Source organism: Tatumella citrea, from assembly GCF_002163585.1.
Taxonomy (GTDB): Bacteria; Pseudomonadota; Gammaproteobacteria; order Enterobacterales; family Enterobacteriaceae; genus Tatumella; species Tatumella citrea.
In genome coordinates this window covers 1910471-1924512 of the sequence record NZ_CP015579.1, presented here as the reverse complement: position 1 = coordinate 1924512, position 14042 = coordinate 1910471, and the positions used below count along the sequence as shown (strand labels likewise).

The window sequence follows — 14042 nt, the reverse complement described above, 5'->3', positions numbered from 1 at the left end:
GGGCGGTGTTTGTTCAGAATGTCACCACGGTTTTAAAACCCGCAACCCAGCCATCTGAAGTATTTCGATCACCGGCTGGGTTATGCCAGTATTGCAGATCCGGTTGCAGTTCCAGCCAGGATGCAGCCCGAATCCGGTAATAGATTTCAGCATTCACCGAGTGGCTGAGATCGGCAATTTGCTGCCCCGGCATTCCACCTTGTGGTGCGGCATATTGCAGTTGTTCATTGGCATAACGGCTCATTTTAATATAACCGACACCTAACCCTAACCAGTCCTCCGGACGAGCGTCTAACATCCCACGGTAACGCATTGACAGGGAAGTACTGATCTGTACACGATTGCTGCGGTGATCAGAAAGACTGCCGCTCCACGAAAGACTCATTCCTCGTTGTGCGTCGTCCTTATGCCGGGTCACCTGCTGATTCGCTGAAGCCCAGATAAATCCGGTGGAGGAGTACCGACGATAGCCTGCCGGGTCTGTACTGCCATCGATTTGTGAATTTCCCCGTGACAAATGCTGCTGGCTGGCATTGGTCAGCAGAACACCGATGTTATAAACACCTGGCAACTGATTAAGCGTGGTCTTGAGTTCAGCTTCCAGCGGAAACAGTGCACCACGACTGCCACGGGTAGACCAGCTCCACGCATGGTTACGGTCAGCGACCTGCGGATTCTGTTCCATCACCCCGCCTTTAAGTGTCAGTTGCGGGGTGACACGCCAGGCCAGAGTGGTTCCCCAGCTGTGCACATTCCAGTTATTCCATAGCATGGCATTAGCTGATTTTCCGCCACACTGAGTCAGTACCTGAAAATCACAGGGAATCGACTGGTCAAAGGTCTGAACTTTGTTCATCATCCCGACCCGCCAGAACAGCTGTTGATCGAAGAAGCTACGCGAGAAGGTCAGCCAGCCCAGCCGGGTTATCGATTGCCCTCCCCAGCTTTCCTGCGCCAGATCGTTGATAGGTAATCCCGGGTTTTGCAACCGATCAACCGTCAGATTACTGTTATGGTTACGGTTGACGATATTACCTTCAATCTTTGCATCGGGAATCCCCGTAAGCTGTTGCAGATCCTGACTAAAGGTCAGAGCTAACTGGTCAATATAGGCCAGTTTCTGCTTATGGTTGTACCCTCCGCCGATATTGGTCGCTGCCTGGCTGAGATAGCCAAGATTAAAATTAAAACCCGCATCGGTTAAGTCGCTGCGAAGTCCAAACATATTGCCCAGCAGTCCCTGCTGAGGAGCTTCAAAACCCAGAGCTGTCCCGTCCCATTGTCCGGCATGCCCCGGTGAAGAAAACATACATAGCATAATTGCGGCTGATAATGGCCGGAGATATCTTTGCTTATTTGATATATTCATCATCTCATCCTGAAATTAACCTGGTCCATAACTCCGCGTCTGCGGAATGAATAAATCAGCAACAGCTTATTAGTGACATCAGTTATCAAAAACCCGCCAGCCAGTAAAATAATATGAATGGCGACGACTAATTACCTCGAAAAATAATTATCAATAAAAACTAATATAACTCACTGGTATCATGCTGATAATACGGAATATCTCTGCGAAAACTGCCTTACCACTTTACCATCCGACAGACTGCTGAAAACCTGATTTGCATGGCGAAAATTATTATTGTGACGAACGTCATATCCCCCAGGGAATTAAATAGGAGTATTTCGGATTAATAAAAAACTGAGATGCTAATTCTGAGTAGTGATGGCATCACTGAGTGTTAACCCCTCCGGTGTTGGAGGCAGCAGCGGAGCAAATCACAGCACAATATCGTTTTTGAATTGCAGCTGTCCGGCGGGACTTCAGTTATCCGTCGTCGTGGAAAGAGGGCTGGTAATGCGGGAGGAAAGCTAAAAAATGCTTATTTTGCTGCCGGCCACTGATTTTCAAGGGGTTAATCCGGGTTCACTCTGCCAATTATTGCGGAGCTGACGTATACTTTTTCCTCCGACAGCTGAACAGACCCTTTTGTTGCTTATGATTTCCTGGAAAAAGAACCTGTTTTCCCTCTGGCTGGGATGTTTTATTACAGGTTTAGGCACTAGCCAGATTCTACCGTTCCTTCCGCTCTATATTTCACAATTAGGGAGTTACGACACCGCCAGTTTAACTCTCTGGTCCGGGATGACGTTCAGTATTACTTTCCTGGTCTCTGCCATAGTTTCTCCGATGTGGGGACGTCTGGCTGACAGTAAAGGCCGAAAACTGATGCTTATCCGGGCTGCTGTCGGAATGGCAATTGCGATTTTTTTCCAGGGGATGGTCACCCATGCCTGGCAGCTGTTTATGCTGCGAGGGTTAATGGGCCTGGCTTCAGGCTATATTCCTAATGCGATGGCGCTTATCGCCACCCAGGTTCCGAAAGGAAAAAGTGGCTGGGCACTCAGCATTTTATCTACAGCCCAGATCAGTGGGTTTCTTGGCGGCCCACTACTCGGTGGCTATCTGGCTGACCACGTCGGTTTACGCCCCGTTTTTCACGTGACGACCTCACTGTTGGTACTGGCAACGCTGGTTACCATCGCGTTTATTAAAGAAGAACCTCGCGTCGTTCCGCAAAATGTACAACGCAGTAAGCCGGTTTCAGTGTGGAAAACAGTTCCCTCAGCAAGAATCATCCTGTGCCTGCTGTTCTGTACCCTGGTGGTGCAGTTATGTAACGGCTCAGTCAATCCTATTCTCTATTTATATGTCCAGCATCTGTCACCGGACAGTAATAACATCGCCTTTATCAGTGGTTTTATTGCTGCATTACCTGGCATGTCAGCCCTGATATCAGCACCCATCTGGGGGCGAATGAGCGACAGAATAGGACCGAAGCGTATTATTTCGGTAGCCTTTGTGATGTTCATCATTTTACTGACGTTGATGTCACTGGTTAACAGCATACCGCAGTTCTCGATATTGCGCTTTTTACTGGGATTTGCTGACGGAGCCATGTTCCCGGCCATTCAGTCGCTGTTGCTGACCTACTCTTCACGGGAAGTGTCCGGGCGGGTTTTTGGTTACAACCAGTCGTTTATGAATCTGGGCAATGTGACCGGTCCGCTGTTAGGTTCGGTCACTTCGGCAGCCCTGGGAATGCGCTGGGTGTTTCTCGCTTCGGCGGTAGTTATCCTGATAAACCTGATTTATCTGAGCATTACATTCCGCTCAGCTAAACAGGCCGGAAAACTGATTGCTTCGGAGTAACTCCCTTCCAGTCCTGGCGACCTGCTGGCCGCCAGTCACTGATCCTGCTGCGGCTCTCCGGGCGCCATCGCTCCACCCGTTTTCCTGCCATCAGGTCAGATTAAATTTACTGTCCGGCATCCACATCTCTGGCAGCGGTGACTGATCATTCATCTCCAGCATATGCCGTTCAATGACAATACACATCGCATCCAGTGGCAGTTGATTAGATTCGGTGCCAAACGGATGTTCAAGCTCTTCTGCTAACGCTTCCAGCGACAGGAAAGTATAAGAAATAAATACCGATACCAGGATGGTCAGATAGTGTAATTCGGTAATCAGAGCAAACGGCAACAGGGAACAAAACAGATACACCGTCCGGTGGAGAATCAGGGTGTAAGCAAACGGTATAGGGGTGTTTGCCAACCGTTCGCAGGCACCCAGAATGATTTCCAGCTGTCGAAAGGCCTGATCCATTTCGATAAAAATAATATCAGAGATAGCGCCCTGGCGACGTAATTCACCCAGAAACATTCCGGTAACCAGCAATATGCGATTGGCGCGAAACGGGCTTTCCATGACCTGCTGGTGATATTCTTCGGGGAGCAAGCGTAACAAATCCTCATCCGATCCGGTTTTCCTGAGCTGATGTTTTAAGGCATAGGCAAACGCGGTCAGTAATTTAGCAAACTTAATAAATTCCGGAGAGTTTTTCGGCAATACTGAATGCAACTGTCGAAGTAATATCCGGTTATGAATCAGCAACGTTCCCCATAACAAGCGAGCCTCAAGAAAACGCGAATAGCTGGCGTTATTTCTGAAGCCAAGAAACACCGCGATAGATACTCCGAGCAGGCTGAAAGGAGCCGTGGTTAGCCTGACATTCAGGGTTTCATACCACGGCAGGCTAAACAGTGCGATCACTGACATCATAATATTGAGCGTCAGTTGAAAAGAAATTTTTGGCAGAACAGAACCATGCCAGTCAAACAGGCGAAGAAACCAGTGCTGAGGTTTACGGATAATCATAATTACTTAATTTCAGGCATTGAATTTAAAGGATTATACAATAAATCTGATGTGACGCAGCACCGGCAAGCTGCCTGAACAGAGTAAAATTTCTCCGGACAGCACTCAATTCTCTGTTCACATTCAGGGGATGATGTTGAAAATTCCATCAGAATATCTGTAACATTTATCCGGCCCCCCCCGGAGGTGTTATAAGACACATCCACGCCACCGGATACCGAAATTCAATATAATCACTTAAAATCAACAACATAACAAAAATAGATTAATTTACATACAGATATCAATTAAAATAAACAGATAAACTAATTCACATATAGACATAATTACCGTTACACTTCTGCCCAGTTTTTCACAATGACCAGGCGTAATATGACTTTTTCAAAAAAAATGGCTTTTAGCCTCTCCCTGCTCGCCCTGACCACCGTTAGCCAGAGCGTCAGCGCTACCAGCGAAAAAACCGATGTGTTACTGATTGGCGGCGGAATTATGAGTGCCTCCCTGGGCACATGGCTGAACGAACTCCAGCCAGACTGGAAACAGATCATGGTGGAAAGGCTGGACGGTGTTGCCGAAGAATCATCGAATGGCTGGAATAATGCCGGTACCGGTCACTCGGCGAATATGGAGCTTAACTATACGCCGCAGCGTGCCGATGGTTCGATTGATATCAGCAAAGCGCTGGAGATTAATGAATCGTTTATGGTTTCACGCCAGTTCTGGTCTTCGCTGGTCAGACAGGGAGCGCTTAACAACCCCCACTCTTTTATCAATTCAGCACCACATATGAGTTTTGTCTGGGGTGATGCTAATGTGGAGTACCTGACTAAACGTTATCAGGCTTTGCAGACCAGCACTCTGTTCCAGGGCATGAAGTTTTCCACCGACCAGAATCAGATCAAACAGTGGGCTCCACTGGTTATTGAAGGCCGTGACCCGGCGCAGAAAGTCGCAGCCACATGGACGCCACTGGGTACAGATGTGAACTATGGTGAAATTACCCGCCAGCTGGTTTCCTCGCTGAAAACCCGTCCGGGATTCCGCCTGGAACTGTCCACCGAAGTGACTGCATTTAGTCGTAATCCGGATAACAGCTGGCATGTCACTGTGAATGATTTGAAAAATCATACCAGCCATGAAATTGATGCCCGTTATGTATTCATCGGGGCCGGTGGTGCTGCACTGAAGCTGTTACAGGAAACCGGTATTCCGGAAGCCGAAAATTATGGTGGTTTCCCGGTGGGCGGTTCTTTCCTGGTCACAGAAAACCCGGAGGTTACCGAACGTCATGCCGTGAAAGTGTATGGCCAGGCGTCGGTTGGCGCACCACCAATGTCAGTTCCACATATCGATATTCGTAATCTTGACGGGAAAAAAGTGGTGCTGTTTGGCCCTTTCGCGACCTTCTCAACCAAATACCTGAAAAATGGCTCATTGTTTGATCTGCTGAGTGCCACTACCACTCATAACTTCCTGCCAATGGCTCATGTCGGTATCGATAACTTTGACCTGGTGAAGTATCTGATAGGCCAGGTGATGCTGTCTGATGACGATCGTTTTGCAGCATTAAAAGAGTACTATCCGCAAGCCAGACAGGCTGACTGGCATCTGTGGCAGGCCGGACAACGTGTGCAGATCGTCAAAAAAGATCCGCAGAAAGGCGGTGTTCTGAAACTGGGTACCGAAGTGGTCACCGACCAGCAAAAAACTATCGCTGCATTGCTGGGAGCATCACCAGGAGCATCTACTGCAGCACCGATCACACTGAATGTGATTGAACAACTGTTCCCTGCACAGGTAAAAACACCAGAGTGGCAACAAAAAATACGCGACATCGTTCCGACTTACGGACAAAAACTGAATGGTAATGTCCAGCTCACGCAGCAGGTCTGGGACAACACTGCACAGGCCCTGCAACTGACTAAACCACCTGTTATTGTGATGCCAGGCGCTGAAACCACCGCCACAGAAACCGCTCCGGCTCGCCAGCCGAGTCCTCAACAGGATATGGCGCTGTAAATCAGAGTCCATACAAAGCGTTAGCTACAGCTCCCCACGATCACGGGGAGCTGTTTTCTGGCAAATTATCCGCTTAAAATTCTGCCTTTCAGCCTGCTTAGCCGGTATCAACAGCCAGCTAACGTATTTCTAACGGCTGTTCACGCCCCGGAGGCGGGAAGTGCCTGTCTATCTCCTGAAAATCCGCATCACTGAGCTCAATATTCAGCGCCTGCAGATTTGCCGCGATATGAGTAGCCGAGCCCGATTCAGGAATGGCCAGCACGTTACCCTCACGGATAACCCAGCTCAGCACGATGGCGGCACGGCTGCACTGATACTTATCCGCCAGCTGACAGACTAAAGGATGATTCAGTAACTCTCCGCCATGCCCTCCCAAAGGGGAATACGCCATAACGGCTACCTGATGTTCAGCACACCAGGGTAACAAAGAGAACTCAGTGCCACGCGCCTGCGGATTGTAGAAAATCTGATTGACCTGACACTGCTGCCCCCCCGGAGTCTGCCAGAGCTGTTTCATTGCCCGGGTATCAAAATTGGAAACGCCCCAGCCTTTGATTTTACCCTGCTGTTGCAGTTGCTGAAATCTGTCGACGATTTCTTCCAGCGGATATTCCGAAGCCCAGTGCAGCAGATAGAGATCGAGGTAATCGGTCTGCAATCGTTTCAGGCTCTGTTCACAGGCCGCCTGCATTCCAGATCGCGAAGCATTCCAGGGATAAACTTTGGAAACCAGAAACGCTTTTTCACGCTGATTTTTCAGCGTATTACCTATCAGGATTTCTGAGTCACCGTCGCCATACATTTCTGCGGTATCAATGACCTTTAGTCCATGTGACAGACCGTAATTGAGTGCTGCGGATTCCTCTGCTGCCGGATATCGTCCTTGTCCCAAACGCCAGCTACCCATACCGATTGCCGGCAGGGTTTGACCATCAATTTTCAGGCTCTTCATCGTTTTTCTCCGGGGCTGGTTGTTTAACCAGCAATTGAGTGAACGTCTGAATGATCATGTATAGTGCCTGGTGGGCTGAATTGCCAGTCACGGCATCCGGCAGGCATAACCTTCGCTGCCACTGACCCGGCGATAGTCCGGTTACAGGGTTGGCCGGAACAGGTCGAAACGCTGTTCTTCACTAATGCCGTAATAAGCCGATGGTCCGCCTGCTCGAAGGATTGGCTGGGCGCGACTGGTCTGGTAAATACCTTCTTCCAGCAGATGCTTGTCAATATGCACCCGCACGACTTCACCCAGCACCAGCCAGGTTTGCAACGCATTGCCATCCGCGTCCTGCAGACGCAGACACTGGGTTAACCGGCATTCAAAATGCACAGGGCTTTCCGCCACCCGTAATGCGGATACCTGTTGCGAAGGCAGTGTGGTCAGTCCTGCGAAACGGAATTCATCCTGATCCGCCGGCAAAGGAGCTGAACTGGCATTCATTGATTCGGCCAGTGGCCTGGTGGCCAGATTCCAGACAAATTCGCCGGTCTTATCAATATTGGCGATACTGTCTTTCCAGCCAGTGCTGGAGAAGCCAATCAGCGGGGGGGTGTAATTAAAACAGTTAAAAAAACTGTAGGGTGCAAGATTATGGTTACCCTCCCCGTCATGTGAACTTATCCAGCCAATGGGCCGGGGGCCAATAATCGCATTCAATGGGTCGTGTGGTAGCCCGTGGCCCTGACGGGGCTGATAGGTATAATGATCAGTGGACATCCGCCGCTCCTTATTCAGAAATAAGGAAGCAGTGTAAAATATTGATCAAAAAGCGGCGAGACGAATCTTGCCGCTTTATGAACCGTAAATGCGGAGGTCAGGATCAGTGATTTTCTGCCAGCTTTTGCCGACGGCGGAGTTGAGGAAACATCACCATCCATAAACCAACCACGACAATAGTCCCGATTCCTCCCAGTACCGATGCCGGGACGGCACCAATGGCACTTGCCATTAATCCGGTCTCAAACTCACCAAGCTGATTAGAGGTATTAATAAAGATAGAGTTGACCGCATTGACCCTGCCCCGCATTTCATCAGGAGTATCCAGCTGGACCATTGCTCCACGAATCACCATGCTGACCATGTCAAACCCGCCTAACGCCACCAGCGCCAGCAGTGATAGCACCACATTATGAGATAAAGCGAAGACCAGGGTTGCCAGGCCAAAGCCAGCAACACAGCCGAACATAATCATCCCGGTATGTTTGTGAAAACTGTTGCGGCTAATCCAGATGCCGGTGAGCAATGCCCCGACAGAAGGAGCGGCCCGTAAAGCACCCAGCCCCCAGGCTCCGGTATGCAGTACATCGTGGGCAAATACCGGTAACAGTGCCGTCACCCCGCCCAGCAATACAGCAAACAGATCCAGAGAAATCACCCCAAGCACATCTTTACGTTTAAAAATGAAATCCAGACCGGCAAACAGATTAGTGAAATTCATCGGCAGAGGTTTCACCGCTTCACGTTCATAACGCAGCCCACGGATAAACAGTAAAGAAATCACGTAAGCGACTGCCGCTGTACCATAGGCCGCCAGCGGCGAAACCACAAACAGTATGCCACCCGCCATAGGGCCGGCAATCACCATCGCCTGGCGGCAGACCTGAGTGGTAGCCATTCCCTTCGGTAATAACCCGGCGGGCAACAGCGCGGGCAGCAGTGACGTCATGGACGGGCTCTCAAACGCGCGAGCCAGTGAGAACAGAAATACCAGTGCCAGCAAGAGTGTTGTACTGTTGGCTGCCAAAAACGGCAGTAATGCCAGCCCTGCGACCGACAATAACTCGACCGTCTGCCCACCGATAATCAATGTCTTACGGTTATACTGATCGGCCAGATGGCCTGCGGGAAGCGCCAGTAACACTGAAGGTACAAACTGCATCAGCCCAATCATCCCCAGCATAAAAGCGCTGTGGGTCATGGCATACAGTTCCCAGCTGACAGCGAGAGAAATAATCTGAAAACTAAGTGTCGAACAGGTTTGTGCCACTACATAAGCGCGGAAACCCGGATGATGGAAAATACGTGACGAAGGCTCTCCGGAGGAAGAGTCCATAGCAAAACTCCAGATTAATATGCAGGGTTATAATTAGCAGGCAAGAATAACGCATCCGTTCCCTCAAACTAAAGAACAGATAGTCATAATTATTTCCACAACCGCACAAATCGGCGCCCGTACCCTTTTCCTAAACCTGCCACGGTGCTTTTTTACACTATTTTCTGACTAGCCCTACATTTCAGCTATGCTTAGACGGTGTCTGATAAACCTGAAATAAGTATGGAGAAGCAGCATGAGCAATGATAATAAACCTAAAATAACAACAACCGACGCTGGTATTCCGGTAGCCAGTGATGAACATTCCCTGTCCGTAGGGCCTGACGGCCCGCTGGTATTACATGATCACTATCTGATTGAACAGATGGCGAACTTTAACCGTGAACGCATTGCAGAACGCCAGCCTCATGCCAAAGGCAGTGGTGCTTTTGGCCGGTTTGAGGTTACCGAAGATGTCAGCCAGTACACCCGTGCGGCGCTGTTCCAGCCAGGCGTTAAAACAGATGTAGTGATGAGATTTTCGACCGTCGCCGGCGAGCGAGGTAGCCCCGATACCTGGCGTGATCCGCGTGGTTTCGCCGTGAAATTTTATACCACTGAAGGCAATTACGATTTGGTGGGCAACAATACTCCGGTTTTCTTTATCCGCGACCCGATGAAGTTTCAGCATTTTATCCGTTCTCAAAAACGCCGGGCTGACAACAACCTGCGCGACAATGAAATGCAGTGGGATTTCTGGACATTATCTCCGGAGTCTTCACATCAGGTAACCTGGCTGATGGGTGACCGCGGTATTCCTAAAAGCTGGCGTCATATGAACGGCTATTCCAGCCATACCTATATGTGGGTAAATGCCGCTGGTGAGAAATTCTGGGTTAAGTATCATTTTAAAACCTGCCAGGGCGTTGATTTTCTGACTCAACAGCAGGCCGACCAGTTGGCGGGGGCTGACGGCGATTTTCATGTCCGTGACCTGTTCAATGCCATTAAACAGGGTGAGTTTCCGCAATGGACTTTATATATGCAGATCATGCCGTTTGCAGAGGCCGAAAATTACCGGTTTAACCCGTTTGACCTGACAAAAGTCTGGCCACACGCCGATTACCCGTTAATTAAAGTTGGCACGCTGACCCTGGACCGCAATCCGACCGATAACCATGCCCAGATTGAGCAGGCGGCTTTTGAACCCAATAATCTGGTACCAGGCATCGGGCTTAGCCCGGACAAAATGCTTCTGGGTCGCGTATTTGCCTATGCGGATGCCCACCGCGCCAGACTGGGGGTAAACTATAAGCAAATTCCGGTAAACGCCCCACAGTCTCCGGTGCACAGCTACAGTAAAGATGGTGCCATGAGAATGACCCCGGTGAGCGATCCGGTGTATGCCCCTAACTCCAAAGGTGGCCCGCAGGCTGATGGTCAGAATTACCCTACCGATTCTTCCTGGAAAACCAGTGGCGATTTGGTCCGCCAGCCTTACACTCTGCATGCGGAAGATGATGATGTAGGCCAGGCGAATACATTGATTAATCAGGTGATGGATGAAGCGGCCCGTCAGCGTCTGGTCGAAAATGTCAGCGGGCATTTGCTCAATGGCGTCGAAGAACCCGTATTGTCACGGGCTTTTGACTACTGGCGTAATATTGATCGTACCACCGGTGATCAGATTGCTGCCAGGGTAACGGCGGCACGAGCTTCCGGCAAGAAATAGTCAGTGTTCCTCCGGTTGCTGTTGATCGGCCGGAGGAATCGTCTGACGATTAAGCAGGCTAATCCCCTGCTCACCAATTTCCGCCGACAACTCTGAAACGCAAATCCACTCTTCAACCCGATCACTCAGTTGGCTTTCACTCAGCCGGTTTTTGCCCTTCAGGGCACATTCCCAGATAATCAGCACCGTCCAGCCCTGCTCCTGCAATCTGGCAAGATTCTGCTGATCACGAACCACATTTCGGCCAATTTTATCCAGCCAGAACTCTCTGCGGGTAGCCGGCGGTTTATACAAACCACAGTGATGCCGGTGCCAGAAACAACCATGAGTAAAAATGATTTTTTTTCTCTCCGGTATCACAAAATCCGGACGGCCCGGTAATTCCTTAACCTGCTGGCAGGCCGCTACCCCTAAAGACTGAAGCACCTGCAATAGTTGCTTCTCTATGCGGGTGCCCTGTGGGCGGATAGCGCGCATATTTTTGCTACGGGTCGCGGGGTCGTGAACATCAGCCATGAATACTCTCCGGGTCTGCAATCTGACGGCGCCCTGCCTCAGGGTTACGGGGCTTAAAATGTGAAACAGCTAAAAGCTTAAGCCTCTTAATCCCGGCAACTGTTCCGAAATATAATAAATCAACAGCTTAGCGATTAAGAACGGCCTGTAATATTAAGTTACTTAAGGTTTTCCTAATCTTCATCTTTCACAATACGGCGAAAATAATCCTGTCAGGTGTATCGATGTCCTATTCTCTGTTCAAACGACCGCAACTAAGTCGTTTAAGCTTTTTACTGCTGTTCGCTGCTTATATCAGCATCTGTCTGAATATTGCCTATTACCGGCAGGCCTGGAAACTGGTCCCGTTTGACTCGCTGTCTCACGGGCTGTTTTTCCTGTCTATGCCGCTGGTGGCTTTCAGTGTTATTAACATACTGCTCAGCCTGTCATCTTTTCTCTGGTTAAGCCGCCTGCTGGCTTCCCTGTTTGTGATTGTCAGTGCAGCAGCACAATACTTTATTATTCACTACGCCATTGTGTTAGATCGTTCAATGATCGTGAATATGCAGGATACCACGGCATCAGAAAGTATGGCGTTGTTAACCCCGCAGATGTTTATCACTCTGCTGTTAACTATTGTGCCTGCAGTGATCCTCGCCTGGTGGATAAAATTCCGTCCGGAAAAATCGCTGTTACGCAGCCTCGGCAAACGGGTAGTAAGCATTATCCTCAGTGTGGCCTGTATTGTGCTGGTGGCGACCTTTTTCTATAAAGATTATGCCTCGCTGTTCCGCAACAATAAGGAGCTGGTGAAAACTCTCAGCCCTTCAAATTCGATTGTTGCGACCCTTTCCTGGTACAAACATCAGCGACTGGCTCATCTGCCACTGGTGCATATTGGTGAAGATGCGCACCAGAACCCTTTGATGCGTCAGGGTAAACCCAATCTGACCATTATGGTGCTAGGGGAAACCTCCCGTGCACAGGATTTCTCATTGTCCGGCTATAACCGCGACACCAATCCACGGCTGAGTCAGGATCAGGTCATCTATTATCCGCATACCTCTTCCTGTGGCACCTCGACGGCCGTCTCTGTGCCCTGCATGTTCTCGAATATGCCGCGGGTAAACTATGACGATGAGCTGGCCAGTCATCAGGAAGGTGTGCTGGATATCCTGCATCGTGCCGGAGTCCAGGTACTGTGGAACGATAATGACGGTGGCTGTAAAGGCGCCTGTGACCGACTGCCACATCAGGATATGACAGCTCTGAATTTGCCGGGCCAGTGTATTGACGGTGAATGTTATGACGAGGTGCTGTTCCACCAGATTGAAGACTACATCAGCCATTTACAGGGTGACGGGATGATTGTGCTGCATACCATCGGCAGCCACGGACCGACCTATTACAACCGCTATCCGCCACAGTTCAGAAAATTCTTGCCTGATTGCCAGACCAATCAGATTCAGAGCTGTTCCCGTGAGCAGCTGGTTAATACCTATGACAACACTATTCTCTATGTCGACTATATTGTTGATAAAGCGATTAATATCCTAAAATCACATCAGGATAAATTCACCACCAGTCTGGTGTATCTGTCTGACCATGGTGAATCGCTCGGCGAAAATGGCGCATGGCTGCATGGTATGCCCTATTCAATTGCTCCTTCCCAGCAGACCCATGTCCCGATGTTGTTATGGTTATCACCGGATTATCAACAACGCTATCATATCAGCCAGACCTGTATGGAAAAAATGAGCCAGAGTCAGCAATATTCACAGGATAATCTGTTCTCCACACTACTGGGTTTGTTTGGTGTCGAAACTACGCAATATCACCCGTCAGATGATTTATTACAGCCATGCAGGAGCAGCCAATGAAAATACTGATTGTTGAAGATGATGCCTTGTTGTTGCAGGGATTGATCATCGCAATGCACGATGAGGGATACACCTGTGACGGCGTGACAAATGCACGTGATGCGGAACAGAGCCTGAAAGCTTCCCAGTACAGTCTGGTGATACTTGATCTCGGGCTGCCGGATGAAGATGGTATTCATTTGTTACTGAGACTGCGCCGCCAGAAAGTTAGCGTGCCGGTACTTATTCTGACGGCCAGAGATACCCTCAGTGACCGTATTATCGGACTCGACAGTGGCGCAGATGATTATCTGATTAAGCCATTTGCTCTGGAAGAACTGAATGCCCGTATCCGGGCACTTATTCGCCGTCACAATAACCAAAGCATTAACCTGCTGACGGTGGATGATCTGTCACTGGATACCACCCATCGTCAGGTATTTCGCGAAGGGGAATTACTGGAACTGACGCCCAAAGAGTACGCTTTGCTGGCCCGGCTAATGATGAAAGCCGGCAGCCCGGTACACCGTGAAATTCTGTATAACGATATCTATAACTGGGACAATGAGCCTTCCACCAACACGCTGGAAGTGCATATTCATAATCTGCGCGATAAAATCGGCAAAACCCGTATCCGTACCGTACGCGGCTTCGGCTATGCATTGATTAAATAA

At 49.6% G+C, this 14042-nt stretch carries 11 protein-coding genes; 5 read left to right on the top strand and 6 right to left on the bottom strand.

Annotated elements, in window-relative coordinates:
• Positions 1–13 precede the first annotated feature (13 nt).
• Complete coding sequence (locus A7K98_RS09160) at positions 14–1318, bottom strand: carbohydrate porin (RefSeq protein WP_087490437.1); 1305 nt, start codon at positions 1316–1318, stop codon at positions 14–16.
• A 684-nt stretch (positions 1319–2002) separates the two neighbouring features.
• Here A7K98_RS09160 and A7K98_RS09155 point away from each other — a divergent pair.
• Positions 2003–3217 (top strand): MFS transporter, encoded by a 1215-nt coding sequence (locus tag A7K98_RS09155; protein ID WP_087488275.1) that lies wholly within the window; start codon positions 2003–2005, stop codon positions 3215–3217.
• A gap of 90 nt (positions 3218–3307) precedes the next feature.
• Here the strand turns inward: A7K98_RS09155 and A7K98_RS09150 are convergent, their stop codons facing one another.
• Positions 3308–4225: a bestrophin family protein gene (locus A7K98_RS09150; RefSeq protein WP_087488274.1), complete on the bottom strand. Its 918-nt coding sequence runs from the start codon at positions 4223–4225 to the stop codon at positions 3308–3310.
• Between the two features lie 372 nt (positions 4226–4597).
• Here A7K98_RS09150 and mqo point away from each other — a divergent pair, with 372 nt between their 5' ends.
• Entirely contained in the window at positions 4598–6244 is a 1647-nt protein-coding gene (mqo, locus tag A7K98_RS09145; protein ID WP_087488273.1) for a malate dehydrogenase (quinone), read from the top strand.
• A gap of 118 nt (positions 6245–6362) precedes the next feature.
• Here mqo and A7K98_RS09140 read toward each other — a convergent pair whose 3' ends face one another.
• The 3 genes from A7K98_RS09140 to A7K98_RS09130 form a co-directional block, all read right to left on the bottom strand.
• Positions 6363–7199: an aldo/keto reductase gene (locus tag A7K98_RS09140; protein WP_087488272.1), complete on the bottom strand. Its 837-nt coding sequence runs from the start codon at positions 7197–7199 to the stop codon at positions 6363–6365.
• Positions 7200–7340: 141 nt separating this feature from the next.
• Positions 7341–7964, bottom strand: coding sequence for a flavin reductase family protein (locus tag A7K98_RS09135; protein ID WP_087488271.1), 624 nt, complete (start codon positions 7962–7964; stop codon positions 7341–7343).
• 103 nt (positions 7965–8067) lie between these two features.
• Complete coding sequence (locus A7K98_RS09130; RefSeq protein WP_087488270.1) at positions 8068–9300, bottom strand: MFS transporter; 1233 nt, start codon at positions 9298–9300, stop codon at positions 8068–8070.
• Positions 9301–9535: 235 nt separating this feature from the next.
• On the opposite strand from A7K98_RS09130, the gene A7K98_RS09125 reads away from it, so the two are divergent.
• Complete coding sequence (locus A7K98_RS09125; protein ID WP_087488269.1) at positions 9536–11011, top strand: catalase; 1476 nt, start codon at positions 9536–9538, stop codon at positions 11009–11011.
• On the opposite strand, the gene A7K98_RS09120 is transcribed toward A7K98_RS09125, so the two are convergent.
• Positions 11012–11527 (bottom strand): very short patch repair endonuclease, encoded by a 516-nt coding sequence (locus A7K98_RS09120; RefSeq protein ID WP_087488268.1) that lies wholly within the window; start codon positions 11525–11527, stop codon positions 11012–11014.
• A 224-nt stretch (positions 11528–11751) separates the two neighbouring features.
• Between A7K98_RS09120 and eptA the strand changes: the two genes are divergently transcribed.
• Both eptA and pmrA read left to right on the top strand, forming a co-directional pair.
• The gene (eptA, locus tag A7K98_RS09115; RefSeq protein WP_087488267.1) at positions 11752–13389 is read left to right on the top strand and encodes a phosphoethanolamine transferase EptA; all 1638 of its coding nucleotides are present in this window, start codon (positions 11752–11754) and stop codon (positions 13387–13389) included.
• On the top strand, positions 13386–14042 hold the full coding sequence (gene pmrA / locus A7K98_RS09110; protein WP_087488266.1) for a two-component system response regulator PmrA: 657 nt from the start codon (positions 13386–13388) through the stop codon (positions 14040–14042). The genes eptA and pmrA overlap by 4 nt, the downstream gene beginning before the upstream one ends.

Excerpts from the sequence above, each read along its gene's own strand:
- A7K98_RS09150 (WP_087488274.1), bottom strand. The coding sequence starts at position 4,225 with ATGATTATCCGTAAACCTCAGCACTGGTTTCTTCGCCTGTTTGACTGG.
- A7K98_RS09120 (WP_087488268.1), bottom strand. The coding sequence starts at position 11,527 with ATGGCTGATGTTCACGACCCCGCGACCCGTAGCAAAAATATGCGCGCT.
- A7K98_RS09160 (WP_087490437.1), bottom strand. The coding sequence starts at position 1,318 with ATGCTATGTATGTTTTCTTCACCGGGGCATGCCGGACAATGGGACGGG.
- A7K98_RS09155 (WP_087488275.1), top strand. The coding sequence starts at position 2,003 with ATGATTTCCTGGAAAAAGAACCTGTTTTCCCTCTGGCTGGGATGTTTT.
- mqo (WP_087488273.1), top strand. The coding sequence starts at position 4,598 with ATGACTTTTTCAAAAAAAATGGCTTTTAGCCTCTCCCTGCTCGCCCTG.
- A7K98_RS09130 (WP_087488270.1), bottom strand. The coding sequence starts at position 9,300 with ATGGACTCTTCCTCCGGAGAGCCTTCGTCACGTATTTTCCATCATCCG.
- A7K98_RS09140 (WP_087488272.1), bottom strand. The coding sequence starts at position 7,199 with ATGAAGAGCCTGAAAATTGATGGTCAAACCCTGCCGGCAATCGGTATG.
- pmrA (WP_087488266.1), top strand. The coding sequence starts at position 13,386 with ATGAAAATACTGATTGTTGAAGATGATGCCTTGTTGTTGCAGGGATTG.
- eptA (WP_087488267.1), top strand. The coding sequence starts at position 11,752 with ATGTCCTATTCTCTGTTCAAACGACCGCAACTAAGTCGTTTAAGCTTT.
- A7K98_RS09125 (WP_087488269.1), top strand. The coding sequence starts at position 9,536 with ATGAGCAATGATAATAAACCTAAAATAACAACAACCGACGCTGGTATT.
- A7K98_RS09135 (WP_087488271.1), bottom strand. The coding sequence starts at position 7,964 with ATGTCCACTGATCATTATACCTATCAGCCCCGTCAGGGCCACGGGCTA.